Source organism: Gammaproteobacteria bacterium (assembly GCA_016195665.1).
Lineage (GTDB): Bacteria > Pseudomonadota > Gammaproteobacteria > SURF-13 > SURF-13 > JACPZD01.
On sequence record JACPZD010000026.1, the window covers coordinates 30,567 to 47,215 of the forward strand.

Here is a 16,649-nt window from a genome sequence, read left to right on the forward strand (position 1 = left end):
GCCGCTGGGCATAACTATTATGGGGCGGTAGCTCAGCTGGGAGAGCGCTGCGTTCGCAATGCAGAGGTCGGGAGTTCGATCCTCCTCCGCTCCACCAAATACCTGGCCCGGGTCCGCCTTTACCCTTGCCCCCGGTAGCTCAGAGGGGTGATCTCGTGAAACGAGCGAACGACCGGACAGGGAAGTCCGGGCTGGTGCTAGGCAAGGCTCTGCGGTTACGCCAGGGATGGCGTCATGGGTGTCAAAATTGCCCCGGTAGCTCAGAGGGGTGATCTCGTGAAACGAGCGAACGACCGGACAAGGAAGTCCGGGCTGGTGCTCGGCGGGGCTAAGCGGTTACGCCAGGGATGGCATCATTGGTGTCAATATTGCCCCGGTAGCTCAGATGGATAGAGCATCCCCCTCCTAAGGGGAAGGTCGGACGTTCAAATCGTCTCCGGGGCACTTAAAAAATCAATAACTTATAAAAATAATCTATACAAGAAATATTCAACACTAATTATCCGGAGTTGGCAAGCTTCACTCCCAAAGCCCGCGCCGAGGCGGGGGGCACGGTCGAGCCCGAATCCCTTAATCAACGGATGCCGGGTGTGCTTGCCAGCCAATTAAGCACTCCGTCAATGAACTCATCGCTGGCTAGGCTCAGCGCACTCGCTGCGCCCGCGGCATCCGGGGTCTGGGCCTGACGTTCCAAGGTAAAAGTACGTTCTCTGAGAGGAGTCTGTTCGTTTTTTTGGGTCAGGCTTACGTGGGCGCGAAATAATACCCGGCTCGATTGCGGCGAATCGAATATCTGGCTGAATTCTTCAAGATCAACCCGCAACCGGTTCGGCGGGTCGTTCTGTGGTGTCGGATTCCCCTTGGAGGTGTCGCTGGCTGTGGAGAGGGCCTGACGCAGGCGTAGCGTTATCAAGGCCGCCGGCGGCGCAGCCCAGCGGCTGTCGGCGTAAGAGTCCAGGCGCGCAGCGTTATGATAAGCGAGCCGGTATAAGATTGCCGGGCTGTCGAGCCAGGACGGCGCGGTGACAGGAGAGGCCTCCAACCGGCCGGCCATGCGCGGTGTTTGATCGGGCGCGTTTTCCCGCGGCAGGCCAAAATCATACGCAACGATTGGAGCATTATCTTTCGGCAAGTTGTTGCAACCGTTAACCATCAACAGAATAAGCATGGCAGCCATGCCGGATTCAATTTTTGTTTTTTTCATGAGATGCCCATGAGTCTTTATTCAAGGTGGGGCCGCAAAGCCTGGCTCTCCCGGACCCGGCTGCGAGGGGGGCTTGCCGAAGACCAGGCTTTGCGGCCGCCGCTCGATATCCGTCAGGAGTCTATCAAGATTTTTGGAGGTGCGAGACAGATCATCCAGCAGCCGGTCGAATTTCGGTAATGCCGAAGAGCGCACCTCGTCACCCACCGCCTCGCCTGCCGCTCCGATTTTTTCCGCACTGGCGGCGACCTTTTCCGCGCTTGCGGCAACTCTGTCGAAAGTCATGACTTGCTGCTGAAGTTTGGCCGTCAAGGTGCTGAGATCAACGAGCAGCGCATCGGCCTTCTTGAGTACGCCCTGGGTGTTGGCTACGACGGAAGGCAGCGCAGTGATGGCAGGATCAAGCTTATCCTGGAGCGTGACAAGACGCGCCGAAACGTGTTCGACATTGGCGAGTATAGCCTTCGCGCGTTTAAGGTTTTCATCGTCGAACACATTGCTCATGCGTTCGGTGAGCATGCTGATGCGCGCGAGCAGCAGCGGAGCGGAAGCCCCCACTTCTTGTAACAGCGAAGTCCGCATCTCGATACGGGCGGGCGCTTCGGGGCTCGTTTGAAGCGGGGTTGGCATAGTCCCGTCATCATCCAACTGAATATAGGCAAGACCGGTCAAGCCTTGGTAGGCAAGCTCTGCATAGGTGCCTTGTGTGATCGGGGTGCCGCTGCCTACCAGAATGCGGACTAAAATCGTACGATGTTGTTGGGGGTCCAGCATAATTTTCTCAACCCGGCCTACCTGAAGACCGCGGTAACGTACCGCCGCCTGCGGATTCAGCCCTGACACCGATGATTTCGAGACGAGCAGGTAGACGTCCTCCTTCGCAGTGTCGCCGCTGAACCAAATGGCGGCTGCCGCGAGCGCCGTGACGAAAACGATGACAAACAATCCGGCGGCGATGGCATGGGCGCGGTTTTCCATATCGAATTACCTTAGGACTTATCCATAAATGATTTACCGCAGAGGACGCAGAGGAATACCCTCAAAAAGGATTTGTTTCTCCTCCGCGCCCTCCGTGGTGAAGCCTTTTCATCGCAAGGGACACAGGGGAACTTTTCATGGACATGCTCTTAAACGGAACAATCCCGGAATCCAATGCGCGTTATCATTCCAATATTCTCAGGCGCCGGCAACGGCCGTGCGGCCTGCAAAAAACTTGTGTATAAAAGGATGATCTGATTGCATCACGGTTTTGAGCGGGCCTGTTGCAATGAGCCGGCGATTCGCAAGCACCGCAATCCTGTCGCTGAGTGCAAACAGCGTATCAATATCGTGGGTGACCATCATGACGGTAAAGGACAATTCCTTACGCAAATCCCCGATCAGTTTTACGAAGCTCTCGCTAAGCTCTGGATCGAGCCCCGCCGTGGGCTCGTCGAGCAACAGCAGTTCCGGTTCGAGCACCATCGCACGCGCCAGTGCAACGCGTTTTACCATGCCGCCGGAAAGTTCGGCGGGCATTTTGCCGGCGTGCTTGGGTTCGATCTGCACCATGTCGAGCTTAAGTCTCACGAGCGTGCGGATGGATGCCTCATCGAGTACGTGCAGTTCGCGCAACGGCAAGGCAATATTATCAAATACAGTGAGGGCGCTATATAGCGCACCGCCCTGAAACAGCACGCCCCAGCGGTTACGCAAATCCAGCCGTGCCCGCGGATCGCCCTCGTGCAGGGGCGCCCCAAACACCTTTACCCTGCCGCGTGACGGCGTTTCGAGGCCGAGGATGGTCTTTAACAGAGTGGTTTTACCGCTGCCGGAGCCGCCAACGAGCGCCAGCACCTCGCCATGATGCACGCAAAGATTCACGTCCTCGAGCACAACGGTATCACCGTATCGAGCCCAAAGGCCATCAATTTCAATGATGCAGGGTTTACCCGTCATCACACGCCCACATCGCTAAATACTATGGCGAACACGGCGTCAACGAGTAACACGATGGTGATAGATGTAACGACTGAGTTTGTCGTCCCTGCAGCGAGGCTCTGGGTATTCGGGAGTATACGCAGCCCGAACAGGCACGCGATAAGTGCGATCAGAAATCCAAACGCCATGCCTTTGCCTACCCCAAGCCAGAGATTCGCAACGGGCACCGCGTCGGGGAGCTGATTCATAAAGTGCGCTACGCCGATGTCGAGTTGCACCTTCGCCGCCAGTGCACCGCCCAGCAGTGCAGCGGCATCGGTCCAGAGCACCAGCAGGGGAAGCGATATCGAGAGCGCCACCACCTTGGGTAAGATCAGGCGCACGCTGTAAGGAATGCCCATGACTGCCAGGGCGTCAAGTTCCTGGGTGACGCGCATTACACCGAGTTGCGCCGTCATTGACGAGCCGGAACGGCCCGCGACGAGGACGGCGGCAATCACGGGACCCAGCTCACGCAGTATGCTGATGCCGAGAATGTTGATAATGAAAATATCGGCGCCGAAAATTCTGAGCTGTTTGCTGAACAGATAGGAAAGCACTACGCCTATGAGAAAACCCAGCAGTCCGGTAATCGCCAGGGCCTGGGCGCCGGTGCGGTACAGGTTGGCGGATATCTCGCGCCACGGAATCAGCATTGGACGGCGTGCGAGGTGGGCGACGTCCAGTCCCAACTGGCCCAGCAGTGCAATAAAGCCCTCCACATGATCGGCTAAAGAAAGTGTGCGCTTGCCCAATAAGATGACCGGCGTGAGGAGGTCGCGAGGGCTGCGCGGTAGCGTTGTTTCCGATAAGGCATTGAGGCGGTCGAACAGGACCATGTGTTCGGGGCGCAGCGTCAGGTTTTTCAACCTTTGTCTTCCCCACGCATGCCACAGCAACACGGCGCCGGCGTTATCGAGTTCCGCGATCCCCTGCATAGCCCAATGCAGGGAGGGGTCGGCTGCACACGCCTTAAGTCTCGGGCCTAAAGTACGCAATAACGCTTTGAGATTGTGCAGATTCCATGCACCCGTTAACTCTAAAACCCTTGTACCATCCGTAGCATGCGTCTCGCGTAGCGCCGGAGAAGTATTTGATTCAATGAGGTTATCCGTCATATCGGAAAGGGTAGGTTACTGAGAAGTCCGTAATTCAATTAGTCTACACTTACTCAGGAGTCAGAAAATAAGGCTACAACGTTATAATGTGACTCCTGAGTAAAAACCCTGTTTACTCTACCCCCACCCTGTCCCGCCCCCTCAATAGGGGGCGGAGACGTAGCATGAAGTGTAGTCTTAATTACTGAAGCCGTTTCTGGATTGGCTGGCCGAGGTGCCCGATCCGGAGCCGCTGGAGCTGACGTTGGGGGACCTGCGTCACGACTGCACGGCCTTGTTGATCCCCGACTTTGATGATGAGGCGGATGCCTTGGGATATATCTACGCCTCCTTCGAAGAGCTCTTCGAGATGGAACTGGACGCATGGTACAACGATGAGTCCCTGTGGCCCGCCGACAGGACGTTGGAGATGTTTGAGGAGTGGTTCGACATCGAAATCCACTCCATGGTCACCGACATGGCCGAGGATGAATTCACGGCGGAAGATTTTGACGACGACAATTTACACTGATTGAATGCCAGCCAGGTTGTTGAACGAGATCTCACGCGCCACGCGGATGAAGTCGCGCATATAAGGTATGTCGGCGTCGCTGGTCCGCAAGGCGGCGTAGAGCGTGCCCCACAGGCCTTCGCGGCCGAGCGGGCGCGCGGCGACGTAGTTGTGTTTGAGATATTCCTCCACCACCCAATTGGGCAAGGCCGCAACGCCACGGCGGCTCGCGACGTGTGCCGCCATCATGAGAGTCAGCTCGGTGGTGCGGAGTCCTGCCGGTTCCACCCCTGCGGGTTCCAGAAAACGTTTGAAGATGTCGAGGCGGTTGCGCGGCACGGGGTAGGTGATGAGCGTCTCGCCGGCCAAGTCCTGCGGTTCGATCCACGTGCGTTCGATAAGAGGATGGTCATTCGCTATGACCAGCAGGGCCTGGTAGCCGAATAGCGGTTCAAACAGGACGCCCGGGAGTGATTGCTGATCAGAGGTAATCACCAGATCAATCCCGCCCTTGAGCAAGGCCGGCAGGGAGTCGAAGTTAAATCCCGCCGAGAGGTCCATCTCGACCTCCGGCCAGTGTTCGCGAAAGGCGTTCATGCTGGGCATCAGCCACTCGAAGCAGCTATGACACTCGATGGCGATAGAGAGCCGGCCGGTTTGGCCCGACTGCAGTCGCGCCAGGTCACTCTCGGCCTCGCGTAACTGGCCGATCATCTGCTCGGCGAGCGCCAACAGGCGCTGACCGGCGGTTGTAAAGTTAAGGGGTTTGCTCTTACGCTGAAACAACCGGCTGCCGTAATGGTGCTCCAGCGCCTTGATCTGGTGTGAGAGGGCGGATTGGGTCAGATGCAGCCGCACGGCGGCTTGGGCGAGGCTGCCGCTGTCGCGGATCGCAAGCAGGGCGCGTAAATGTCGTATTTGCAGCATAATCATGAATTATATTCATGTTTAATATTAAAATATAGAAATTGATTCATTATGCTGTACACGTCAAACTAGCCTCAAATCGCTAATAGCGACTAAATTTCCAGGAGTAAAGCAGATGGCTATAGCACACAATCTAGGATTTCCCCGTATCGGCGCGAAGCGTGAATTGAAGCGCGCCTTGGAGGCGTATTGGAAGGGCGAGCAGGACCAAGCCGCGCTGGAAGCGGTCGGCCGCGAACTCTGCACTCGCCATTGGAAGCTGCAGGCCGAGGCGGGCCTTGACCTCGTCCCGGCCGGTGATTTCACCTGGTACGACCATGTGCTTGATATGTCGGTGCTGCTCGGCGTGGTGCCGAAACGCTTTGGTGAGATCAGCGGCAATGTGGATTTCAAGACGTACTTCCGCATGGCGCGCGGCCGCGCGCCCGGCGACAAGGCCGGCAGCGCAGACACTTACGCCTGCGAGATGACCAAGTGGTTCGACACCAACTATCACTACATCGTCCCCGAGTTCACCGCCGACCAGAGCTTCCGCATCGCTTCCAGCAAGCTGTTTAACGAACTCGCCGGCGCCAAGGCGCTGGGCGTGCGCGCCAAGCCGGTGCTGGTCGGTCCGCTTACCTATTTATGGTTGGGCAAGACCAAGGGTGAGACATTTGACAAGCTGAGTCTGTTGGATCGGCTGCTGCCGGTCTACGCCGAGATCCTGGCGCGCCTCAAGGCCGAAGGCGTGGAGTGGGTGCAGATAGACGAACCGATTCTGGTATTGGATTTGCCGCAGGATTGGAAGACCGCATTCGAGCGGGCCTATCAAAAACTGCAAGCCTCGGGTCTCAAGCTGCTGCTCGCCACCTATTTCGGCGCGCTGGAGGACAACCTGCGCCTCGCCTGCCACCTGCCTACCGAGGGTCTGCACATAGACCTGGTGCGTGCGCCGCAACAGTTGGCTGCGGTGCTGGATGAACTGCCTCCTTACAAGGTGCTCTCGGCGGGCGTGGTGGACGGGCGTAACATCTGGCGCAACGATCTCGAGAAGACCCTGGCCGTGCTTGACCCCTTGCAGGCGCGTCTGGGAGAGCGTTTGTGGGTCGCGCCTTCCTGTTCACTGCTGCATAGCCCGGTGGATCTCAGCCTCGAACGCGGCCTGGATGAGGAATTCAAGTTGTGGCTGGCTTTCGCCACGCAAAAGGTTACCGAGGTGGTGACGCTCAGGAATGTGGTCAACGGGGGCCGCGCCAGCGCAGGCAAGGAGCTTGATGAGAGCCGCCGGGCGATGGCCTCGCGCCAGTCCTCACCGCGCATCCATCGCCCGGAAGTACGCGCCCGCATGAAGGCCCTCACCGCCTCGATGGCCTCGCGCCAGGCGCCCTATAGCGAGCGTGCCAAGCTGCAGCACGCCTTGCTCAAGCTGCCGCTGCTGCCCACCACTACCATCGGTTCCTTTCCGCAGACCCAGGCGATTCGTAACGCGCGGCGTGACTTCAAGGCCGGCCGTATCAGCGAGGCCGAGTACAAGACCCGCATGAAGGAGGAGATCGAACTCGCGGTGCGCAAGCAGGAACAGATCGGTCTCGATGTGCTGGTGCACGGTGAGGCCGAGCGCAACGATATGGTGGAGTATTTCGGGGAACTCATGGAAGGCTATGCCTTCACCCAGAACGGCTGGGTGCAGAGCTACGGCTCGCGCTGCGTGAAGCCGCCGATCATCTTCGGCGACGTCAGCCGTCCCAAGCCGATGACCGTGGAGTGGAGCGTGTACGCGCAGTCGCTCACCGATAAACCGATGAAGGGCATGTTGAGCGGGCCGATCACCATGCTGCAGTGGTCGTTCGTGCGCGACGACCAGCCGCGCAGCCAGACCGCCATGCAGATCGCGCTCGCGCTGCGCGACGAGGTGGTGGATCTGGAAAAGGCCGGCATCAAGGTGGTGCAGATAGACGAGCCCGCGCTGCGCGAGGGCTTGCCGCTGCGCAAGGCCGAGCGCACCGAGTACCTGCGCTGGGCGGTGGAGGCGTTCCGCGTCACCGCGGGCGGGGTGGAAGACGACACCCAGATCCACACCCACATGTGCTACGCGGAGTTCAACGACATCATAGACTCCATCGCCGCGCTCGACGCCGACGTCATCACCATCGAGACCTCACGCTCGGACATGGAACTGCTCGACGCCTTCGTGAATTTCTCTTATCCCAACGAGATCGGGCCGGGCGTGTATGACATCCACTCGCCGCGCGTGCCCAACAAGGAAGAGATCGTGCGCCTGATGGAAAAGGCCGCCAAGGTGGTGCCGGCGGAGCGCTTGTGGATCAATCCCGACTGCGGCTTGAAGACCCGCGACTGGCCGGAAGTCGAGACCGCGCTCGGCAACATGGTCGCCGCCGCAGAGACGTTGCGCCAGAAGCTGCAACATTAGATTAAAATCATCACCGCGGAGGACGCGGAGACCAGATCTTATTCCTCTGCGTTCTCCGCGGTGAATAGTAGATTGGCGAGTCCTATCTCAAACTGATAACCGGCCAGCCCTTGCTCGTCGCGCGCCGCGCCAGTTCCGTGTCGGGGTCTACGGCAACGGGATGGTTGACCCGCTCCAGGAGCGGGATGTCGTTATGCGAGTCGCTGTAAAACCAGCTTCCCTCCAGCGTCTGTCCGTGCTCCTGTAACCATTCACCGAGCCGCATGACCTTGCCCTCCCGGAAACAAGGGGCGCCCTTTATCTTGCCCGTGTAGCGTCCCTCCCGGATCTCACCCTCGGAGGCGAGTAGGTGCGGCACCCCGAAGCGGGCGGCGATCGGCTCGGTGATAAAGCGGTTGGTGGCGGTGATGATGAGCAGGGTATCGCCTTGAGCGCGATGCCTCTCCACTAAGGCCACGGCCTTGGGCAGTATGATCGGCCAAATTTTTTCGCTCAGGAATCGCTCACGCCAGCCATGTAGAACATCCACCGGATGTTGGGTCAGAGGCTTGAGCTGAAATTCGAGGAAGGTATGAATGTCCAGCGTGCCGGCCTGGTATTCCTTGTAAAAGCGCAGGTTCTCGCGCTCGTAGTGCCCGGCGTCCACGATGCCCTGTTCGGCCAGGAACTTACCCCATAGATAGTCGCTGTCTCCTCCCAGCAGAGTGTTGTCGAGATCAAAGATGGCGAGACTCATGGAGTGTAATCCGCGGTTAAAACAGGGGCATTGTACACCGGTTGAGATCAGGTCCCGGCGACAAACCAGTTGCTAATTTTAATGATTGTGAAACAATGCAGGTAATTAATCTTTAGGCTGTGGCAGTCACGTGATTCATTCGGATGGTTATAGGCCCAACGTCGGCATCATCCTGAGTAATCAGGAGGGCCGGGTGCTATGGGCGCGGCGCATCGGGCAAAATGCCTGGCAGTTCCCGCAGGGCGGGATTGCCGAGCATGAGACCCCGGAGCAGGCTCTCTATCGGGAGATGGAGGAAGAGATCGGCCTGTTGCCCGCTCATGTCGAGATCATGGGCAGCACCCGGGACTGGTTGCGCTATGAGCTTCCCAAAAATCTTATCCGCTATGACCGGAATCCGCTGTATGTCGGCCAGAAACAGATCTGGTTCTTGCTGCGTCTGCTGGCCGGCGAGAAGGCGGTAAGGCTGGATCGCAGCGGCAAGCCGGAATTCGACCAGTGGCGCTGGGTCAATTACTGGGAGCCGCTTCTGGAGGTGGTCGCGTTCAAGCGGGAGGTGTATGAACAAGCCCTGCGCGAGTTGGCCCCGCTGTTGCCCGAGGCGGGTCCGCCTGCCGAGTTCACCGATCCCCACCCCGCCGCTCCTTCGGTAAAAGGCCGTTAAGCGCATGGAGAGCCCGCCTCCCGGCCCGGTACGCTCCATGCTCGAAGTCCTGCGACGTATCATACAAGAGGTCAATGCCGCGCCGGATCTCGCGCAGGCGCTCACCATCATCGTCCAGCGCGTCAAGCAGGCGATGGCGACCGACGTCTGTTCCGTTTACCTCACCGACTTTGTCAATCAACAGCATGTCCTGATGGCGAGCGACGGCCTCAATCCAGAGGCCATCGGTGCGGTGCGGCTCGGCCTTAACGAAGGCTTGATCGGCGTGGTGTGTGAACGCGCCGAACCGCTGAATCTGGATAACGCCCCCGATCACCCGCGCTATCGCTTTATCGCCGAGACCGGTGAAGATCGCTACCACGCCTTTCTGGGCGTACCCATCATCCACCACCGCAAGGCGTTGGGGGTGGTAGTGGTGCGGCAGCGGGCGCAGCGCAAGTTCGATGAGAGTGAAGTTACGCTGCTCGTCACCATCGCGGCCCAGTTGGCGGGGGCCATTGCCCATGCCGAGGCCAGCGGCGGCATCAACGGACTGCACGGCGAACAGTGGCAGGGCTCCCGTCCAATCGAAGGTCTGCCCGGTGCGCCCGGGGTGGCGGTCGGGACTGCGGTGGTGATCTATCCCCCCACCGATCTCGACGCCATTCCCAACCGCAAGGCGACCGATGTCGAGGCCGAGGTCGCGGCCTTTGCAGGTGCAGTCGCAAAGGTGCGCAGCGACATTGTAGTCCTCGCCGCACGCCTCGCGGAGACTTTGCCCGTTGAAGATCTCGCCCTGTTTGACGCCTACCTGCAAATGTTGCAGGGGGAGAGCCTGGTGGGCAAGACCGTCGCGCGCATCCGCCGCGGCAACTGGGCGCCGGCCGCGCTGCGCGACACCATCATCGAGCACACGCGCGCCTTCGAGGCCATGGGCGACGCCTATTTGAGCGAACGCGCCAGCGACGTGCGCGACCTCGGCCTGCGTCTGTTGGTGTATCTGCAAACCGATACGCGCGGTCAACAGCACTACCCGGACAACAGTGTCATCGTCGGCGAGGAAATCACCGCCTCGATGCTGGCCGAAGTGCCGCTGGGCCGCCTTGCCGGCGTGATTTCGGTGCGCGGCTCCAGCTCATCGCATGTCGCCATCCTGGCGCGCGCCATGGGCGTCCCGGCGGTGATGGGCATCGCCGACCTCAGCGTCGCACGGGTGGACGGACGCGAAGTAGTGGTGGACGGTTACCGGGGACGGGTCTACGTGCAACCTACCCAGGTGGTGCGCACGGAGTATTTGCGCATCGCGCAGGAAGAGAGCGCCTTGTCCGCCGAATTGGCCGAGCTGCGCGATGTGCCAGCGGTTACCCTCGACGGTTTTCACATGCCGCTCTACGCTAATACCGGCCTGGTTTCCGACATCACCTCCACCCTCAACAGCGGCGCCGAGGGCATCGGCCTGTACCGTACCGAATTTCCGTTTATGGTGCGCGAGCGCTTCCCCGGCGAAGAAGAGCAGCGCCTCATTTATCATCAAGTGCTGGAGGCCTTTGCGCCGCGCCCGGTGACCCTGCGCACGCTCGACATCGGCGGCGATAAATCGCTGCCGTATTTTCCGATTGAAGAAGACAACCCGTTTTTGGGATGGCGCGGCATCCGCATCACCCTCGATCACCCGGAAATTTTCCTGGTGCAATTGCGCGCCATGCTGCGCGCCAGCCGTGGCCTTAACAATCTGCACCTGCTGCTGCCGATGGTGAGCACGCTCGCCGAGGTGGACGACTCACTCATCCTTATCAAGCGCGCGCATGCCGAACTGCTGGAGGCGGGTGAAGGCGTCGCCATGCCCAAGATCGGTGTGATGATCGAAGTGCCCTCGGCCGTGTACCAGGCCGCCGCTATCGCCGCGCGGGTGGATTTTCTTTCTGTGGGCAGCAACGACCTTACCCAATACCTGCTGGCCGTAGACAGAAATAACGCCCGCGTCGCCGGTCTCTATGACGCCCTGCACCCCGCCGTGTTGTGCGCCCTCATGCAAGTAGTGGAAGGCGCGCACCACCATGAAAAAACCGTAAGTGTCTGCGGCGAAATGGCCGGCGACCCGGCCGCCGCCCTGTTACTGCTCGGCATGGGCATGGACAGCCTCAGCATGAGCGCCGCCAGCCTGCCGCGCATAAAATGGGTGATCCGCAAATTCAGCCGGGCGCAGGCGCGCTCGGTGCTCGATGAAGTGCTGAAAATGGAAGACAGCGCAGCCATCCGCCGTCACCTCAATGCTGCCCTGGAGCAGGCCGGCCTCGCCGGATTGGTAAGATCGGATTAATAAATATCGGAGGCTACAGTCACAAGAAAGTGTACATCCGGCACGTGCTGACGCACGCCGAGTACGATCGAGATAAGTGGAAGGAGTAACCATGCTGACCAAGCAATTTGATCAAGTTATGCAGGACTATCGCCGGTTGCGGGCCGTTGTCCCGCTGGGTCCGTTGCGCGGTAAAAAAGAATATGACCGTGCGGTCGGATTGCTGGATGACATCCTCGATGAGATCGGGGAGGATGAAAAGCATCCGATGGCCGATCTCGCCGACGCGATCAGCGTTTTCGTCGAAAAATACGAAGCCGAGCATGTGCCGGCTTCCGGCGCCAAGCCGGGGGCGGTGCTGAAGTTCTTGATGCGCGAACATGGCTTGCGGCAGTCCGACCTGCCGGAGATCGGCAGCCAGGGCGTGGTGTCCGAGGTATTATCGGGCAAACGCGAGCTTAACGCGCGCCAGATAAAACGGCTCGCCAAGCGCTTCGGCGTTTCACCGGCGGTATTTATCTGAAGCAAACCAAGCCTGCTCCGCCGCAGGGACATGGACCGCACCGAACGGTTTTATCGAATCGAGCAGATGCTTAATGAGCATCGTGCGGTTTCCATACGCACGTTTCTTGAAACACTCTCTGTCAATATCTCCACCTTCAAACGCGATCTCGAATATATGCGTGATCGTCTATACGCACCCATCGTTTGGGATAGAGACAAGCGCGGTTATCGCTTCGCCGATCCCCATCCCCACGCCCCTCGTCATGAACTGCCTGGGTTATGGTTCAACAGCAGTGAAGCGCACGCGCTGCTCACCATGCACCACCTGCTGGAAAATCTGCAACCCGGTTTGCTGGCGTCCCATATAGAACCCCTCAAACTGCGTATCAAGGCGCTGCTGGAATCACAACATGACAGCGCCGGTGAAGTCATGACGCGAATACGCATTCTGCCCATGGCGGCGCGTAAGGTGCGGCATGATAATTTCGAGATCATCGCCAAAGCACTGCTGCAACGCCGGTGTCTCATCATCAACCACTATAGCCGCGAACGCGACGCTGAGACAGAGCGCGAAATCTCGCCACAACGTCTCGCCCATTATAGGGACAACTGGTATCTCGACGCTTGGGATCACGGAAAAGATGCTCTGCGTATTTTTTCGGTAGACAGCATTCGCAAGGTGATACTGCTCGACAAAAAGGCGCGCAACATCCCCGGCAAAGCCCTGGACGCGGAATTAGGCAGTGGTTACGGCATCTTCGCCGGCCGCAAGACCCAAACCGCAGTCCTGCGCTTCACACCAGAGCGCGCCCGCTGGGTGGCTGCCGAGCAGTGGCATCCCAGACAAAAAGGAAGGCTGCATAAGGACGGTTCTTATGAGCTTCGGATACCCTATGCTGATTCCAGAGAACTTGTGATGGATATCCTTAAATACGGCCCCGACGTCGAAGTGCTCGCGCCGGGGTCACTGCGCCGCGAAGTAACCGAGAGGCTGCGTCTGGCCGCACAACGGTACAATGATGCGGAGAAACGGCCGTGAGCAAGAGCAAAACGCCGATCTATCAAATCAAGGTCACGCTCCGGCACGTCGTACCGCCAATCTGGCGGCGCATTGAAGTCCCGGGAGACATCAAGCTCGGCAAGCTGCATCGAGTGCTCCAGATCGCCATGGGTTGGACGGACTCGCATCTGCACTCTTACCGCATCGGCGGCGCCACTTACGGCACGCCCAACCCGGACTTCCCGGACGACACCCAAAGTGAACGCAGCGTGAGACTCGACAAGATAGCCAGCGCGGGCGACATACTCATCTACGAGTACGACTTCGGCGACGGCTGGGAGCACACGCTCAAGATCGAGAAAATCGTCCCCGCCGATCCCACAGCGCATTATCCGCGCTGCACCGCCGGCAGCCGCGCCTGCCCGCCCGAGGATTGCGGCGGGCCACCGGGCTACGAGCACCTGCTCGAAGCGCTGCGCGACCCGAAGCACGAGGGTCACGAAGAGATGTGCGAATGGATCGGCGGTGAATTCGACCCCGAGGCATTCGACCTCGGCAGGGTAAATCAGGGCCTGTGGCGCATGAAGTAGCCACGCTGTCGTGGCAATCGCTACCGGAAAGCGTTGCGAGACAAAGTGATGCGGCTGTTACATCAAGCCTTCTCTCAATATCAGGAACCGACGCGGTGTATCACGCCGTGAGCGACTGAATAAGTTAGGCTTTACTGGGCGAGATTCACCCGGGAGGATAACCATGAAAAACGACGCGCGGGAGATCCGCATCCGTATCATTTCTGTGTGAAGTGTGACCGCTGCTGAAAGGAGAAAACATGGGGTGGGGGAGCAAAATTGAGCAGATATCCCGTTGAATTTGAGATATCAGACCCTGCTGCGATGTTCGCCCGTCCCGATATTGACTGACGTTATGTATCTCGCACACAGTGAAAACGATGTTGGAGAGACACATCCGCTCAAGGCTCACTTGGCGGCTGTCTCCGCGTTGGCGCGCGAATTCATGAAAGAGCATGCTATGGTCGACGAAACTGCGCTCGCCGGGGTATTACACGATCTTGGCAAATACGGCGATCGTTTCCAGCTACGTTTGCAGGGCAAGGATTCGGGCTTGGACCATTGGTCCCAGGGGGCTTCGGTGGCACTGTCCCAATTTCAGGCGGTTGCCGCAGCCTTGGCTATCGAAGGCCACCACATCGGCCTGCAGCGAGGCAGCAGGGAATCATTGCGGAGACTACTTCCCGATAACCTAGTATCAGCTGTCCTGCCAGGCCTAGCGCTCTCCGACCCTGACATTGCGCGACTACAATCCCGAGCAGTTGCAGACGGACTGAAATTTCACAAGCCCGCTGCACCAGCCATCACCTCGTGGGCGCACGCGGTCGCCGCCATGCTCGATGTGCGCATGTTATTTTCCTGTCTGGTGGATGCCGATTTCCTGGATACCGAAGCGCACTTCAACGGGAATGCTCTAGGGAAGCAGCCGCGACAGGAGGGTCCACGTCTGGATGCTGAAAAGGCGCTGGCCGCCCTCGATGCTCACATGGACGGCCTGCGCGCCAAATCGCAGGCGCAGGCCAGCGTGCGAGATGCGCGCGAAACCCTATGGAAATCCGTCATCCATGCAGGACAGTTGCCATCCAAATTATTCACACTGACCGCACCAACAGGTTCGGGCAAGACACTTGCTATGCTGCGCCTTGCCTTGGAGCACGCGCTCCGTCATGGCAAGAAACGCATTGTGCTTGCCGTTCCATTTCTCACCGTCATCGAGCAGACGGCGCGTGTGTATAGGAGGGTATTTGCCGGCTTCCCCGACCACTTCGTGCTGGAGCACCATAGCCTGGCTGGATTGGGCGAGGAATCAGAAAAGCGCGATGCCGAAGGTTCGCAGGAGCGACAGCGACGCCTGCTCTCCGAGAACTGGGATGCGCCCATCGTGCTCACCACCAACGTCCAATTGCTCGAATCGCTCTTCTCCAACCGGCCGTCCTCCTGCCGCAAACTGCACAACCTTATGGACTCGGTGATCCTGTTCGATGAGGCACAGAGCCTGCCACAACATCTGGCGGTGCCGACCTTGGCGGCGCTGTCGCATCTGACGGCGGCTTATCGCTCCACCGTAGTCTTCGCGACCGCCACCCAGCCCGCATTCGACACGCTGGACGCGGCGGTGAACAAACATGCTGTCAGCGGCTGGCGGCCGCGAGAGGCTGTGCCGGAGCATCCGACACTGTTCAAAACGCTCGAACGCGTCACAGTGCGTTGGCCGGAAAGAGACAAAAAGCGCAGTTGGGCGGAACTCGCCGCCGAGATACACAACGCACATCAGGTGCTGGTAGTAGTGAACCTGAAGCGCCACGCTCTGGCGCTGCTTGAAACACTGGCCGGAACGGATGGCCTGTTTCATCTATCCACTAACCTGTGCGCCGAACACCGGCGCGCTGTCTTGAATCGCGTACGTAAACGTCTCCACTTCGGGAAACCCTGCCGCCTCATTTCCACCCAATGCGTCGAGGCCGGCGTGGACGTGGATTTTCCCGTTGTCTTCCGCGCCATGGCGCCACTGGAAGCCATCGCTCAAGCCGCCGGCCGCTGCAACCGGGAGGGCAAACTCAATGAACAAGGTCGGCTCGGTGAGGTCGTGGTGTTTGAGCCGGACGAGGAAAGCGGTTGGCGAAAACGGTTTCCCACGCACAGCTACTTTCAGGCAGCCCAAGTCACGCAAACCCTGCTCAGCCTGCATGGCAACTTGAATATCAACGATCCCGAGACCTTCCGCGCGTATTACCATCGGCTCTACGACCTGAATGATCCCGCCAGCCAGAATGCCAATCTTGCTGAAACGATTCAGGCTCTCGATTTCCCGGAGATCGCCAAGGCTTACCGCATCATCGAGCAGAATGCGATTCAGGTGCTCGTGCCATGGGCAGATCGTTGGGAGGATTTCCAGTTATTGCGTGCCGTTGCGGATAAAGAGGGCATCACCACAGATTGGATGCACCGCGCCCAAGGACTTGCGGTAAGTATCTACCGCACTAACAACAGCCTGCCAACGTGGGCAATTCCGGCGAAGTTGCGGCGCGGCGGTTTTTCGGATGAGTGGTTCATCCTCGAAGGGGATTTCTACGACGACACCCTTGGGTTGAATCCGCCCAAGGGCGAACTGGTTTTCATCGCATAATCCTTTCTCACCTTCTCCCACTGGGAGAGCAACCGTGTTCCAAGTCAAGCGATTTTGGGGTTCCACGGGGTATTGTTTTTTAACATAGAATTCATGATGGTTAACAATTTTCTCATGCAAGCAACGATCACGACTTTAGGCGGTTTGCCAGCCTTTTTCAG

At 58.9% G+C, this 16,649-nt stretch carries 15 protein-coding genes and 2 tRNA genes; 11 read left to right on the top strand and 6 right to left on the bottom strand.

Annotated elements, in window-relative coordinates; all coding sequences use genetic code 11:
* The first annotated feature begins 21 nt into the window (after positions 1–21).
* Both HY028_07410 and HY028_07415 read left to right on the top strand, forming a co-directional pair.
* Positions 22–97, top strand: a tRNA-Ala gene (locus HY028_07410).
* 273 nt (positions 98–370) lie between these two features.
* A tRNA-Arg gene (locus tag HY028_07415) sits at positions 371–444 on the top strand.
* Positions 445–574: 130 nt separating this feature from the next.
* Here the strand turns inward: HY028_07415 and HY028_07420 are convergent.
* The 4 genes from HY028_07420 to HY028_07435 all read right to left on the bottom strand — a co-directional run bounded on the left by HY028_07420 (position 575) and on the right by HY028_07435 (position 4,281).
* Entirely contained in the window at positions 575–1,204 is a 630-nt protein-coding gene (locus tag HY028_07420) for a membrane integrity-associated transporter subunit PqiC (GenBank protein ID MBI3344662.1), read from the bottom strand.
* Positions 1,205–1,225: 21 nt separating this feature from the next.
* The gene (locus HY028_07425; protein MBI3344663.1) at positions 1,226–2,182 is read right to left on the bottom strand and encodes an MCE family protein; all 957 of its coding nucleotides are present in this window, start codon (positions 2,180–2,182) and stop codon (positions 1,226–1,228) included.
* A 198-nt stretch (positions 2,183–2,380) separates the two neighbouring features.
* Positions 2,381–3,142 (bottom strand): ATP-binding cassette domain-containing protein, encoded by a 762-nt coding sequence (locus HY028_07430; protein ID MBI3344664.1) that lies wholly within the window; start codon positions 3,140–3,142, stop codon positions 2,381–2,383.
* The gene (locus HY028_07435; protein MBI3344665.1) at positions 3,142–4,281 is read right to left on the bottom strand and encodes an ABC transporter permease; all 1,140 of its coding nucleotides are present in this window, start codon (positions 4,279–4,281) and stop codon (positions 3,142–3,144) included. The genes HY028_07430 and HY028_07435 overlap by 1 nt, the downstream gene beginning before the upstream one ends.
* A gap of 184 nt (positions 4,282–4,465) precedes the next feature.
* On the opposite strand from HY028_07435, the gene HY028_07440 reads away from it, so the two are divergent.
* Positions 4,466–4,792, top strand: a complete 327-nt coding sequence (locus HY028_07440; GenBank protein ID MBI3344666.1) for a hypothetical protein — start codon at positions 4,466–4,468, stop codon at positions 4,790–4,792.
* On the opposite strand, the gene HY028_07445 is transcribed toward HY028_07440, so the two are convergent.
* The gene (locus HY028_07445; protein ID MBI3344667.1) at positions 4,784–5,698 is read right to left on the bottom strand and encodes a LysR family transcriptional regulator; all 915 of its coding nucleotides are present in this window, start codon (positions 5,696–5,698) and stop codon (positions 4,784–4,786) included. The two genes, HY028_07440 and HY028_07445, sit on opposite strands and share 9 nt — an antisense overlap.
* 115 nt (positions 5,699–5,813) lie before the next feature.
* Here HY028_07445 and metE point away from each other — a divergent pair, with 115 nt between their 5' ends.
* Positions 5,814–8,111, top strand: coding sequence for a 5-methyltetrahydropteroyltriglutamate--homocysteine S-methyltransferase (gene metE, locus HY028_07450; GenBank protein ID MBI3344668.1), 2,298 nt, complete (start codon positions 5,814–5,816; stop codon positions 8,109–8,111).
* An 82-nt stretch (positions 8,112–8,193) separates the two neighbouring features.
* Here the strand turns inward: metE and HY028_07455 are convergent, their stop codons facing one another.
* Positions 8,194–8,847, bottom strand: coding sequence for an HAD family hydrolase (locus tag HY028_07455; protein ID MBI3344669.1), 654 nt, complete (start codon positions 8,845–8,847; stop codon positions 8,194–8,196).
* Positions 8,848–8,977: 130 nt separating this feature from the next.
* On the opposite strand from HY028_07455, the gene HY028_07460 reads away from it, so the two are divergent.
* The 7 genes from HY028_07460 to cas3 all read left to right on the top strand — a co-directional run bounded on the left by HY028_07460 (position 8,978) and on the right by cas3 (position 16,488).
* A complete protein-coding gene (locus tag HY028_07460) occupies positions 8,978–9,511 on the top strand; it encodes an RNA pyrophosphohydrolase (GenBank protein ID MBI3344670.1) in 534 nt (177 codons plus the stop codon).
* A gap of 37 nt (positions 9,512–9,548) precedes the next feature.
* Positions 9,549–11,810: a phosphoenolpyruvate--protein phosphotransferase gene (gene ptsP, locus HY028_07465; GenBank protein MBI3344671.1), complete on the top strand. Its 2,262-nt coding sequence runs from the start codon at positions 9,549–9,551 to the stop codon at positions 11,808–11,810.
* Positions 11,792–11,899, top strand: coding sequence for a type II toxin-antitoxin system HigB family toxin (locus HY028_07470; GenBank protein ID MBI3344672.1), 108 nt, complete (start codon positions 11,792–11,794; stop codon positions 11,897–11,899). The genes ptsP and HY028_07470 overlap by 19 nt, the downstream gene beginning before the upstream one ends.
* A 29-nt stretch (positions 11,900–11,928) precedes the next feature.
* A complete protein-coding gene (locus HY028_07475) occupies positions 11,929–12,312 on the top strand; it encodes a transcriptional regulator (protein ID MBI3344673.1) in 384 nt (127 codons plus the stop codon).
* A gap of 30 nt (positions 12,313–12,342) precedes the next feature.
* Positions 12,343–13,332 (top strand): WYL domain-containing protein, encoded by a 990-nt coding sequence (locus tag HY028_07480; GenBank protein MBI3344674.1) that lies wholly within the window; start codon positions 12,343–12,345, stop codon positions 13,330–13,332.
* Positions 13,329–13,883, top strand: a complete 555-nt coding sequence (locus HY028_07485) for a plasmid pRiA4b ORF-3 family protein (protein MBI3344675.1) — start codon at positions 13,329–13,331, stop codon at positions 13,881–13,883. The genes HY028_07480 and HY028_07485 overlap by 4 nt, the downstream gene beginning before the upstream one ends.
* 334 nt (positions 13,884–14,217) lie before the next feature.
* Positions 14,218–16,488 carry a CRISPR-associated helicase Cas3' gene (gene cas3, locus HY028_07490; protein ID MBI3344676.1) on the top strand — a complete coding sequence of 757 codons (2,271 nt, stop codon included), beginning with the start codon at positions 14,218–14,220 and terminating at the stop codon, positions 16,486–16,488.
* Positions 16,489–16,649: the final 161 nt, after the last annotated feature.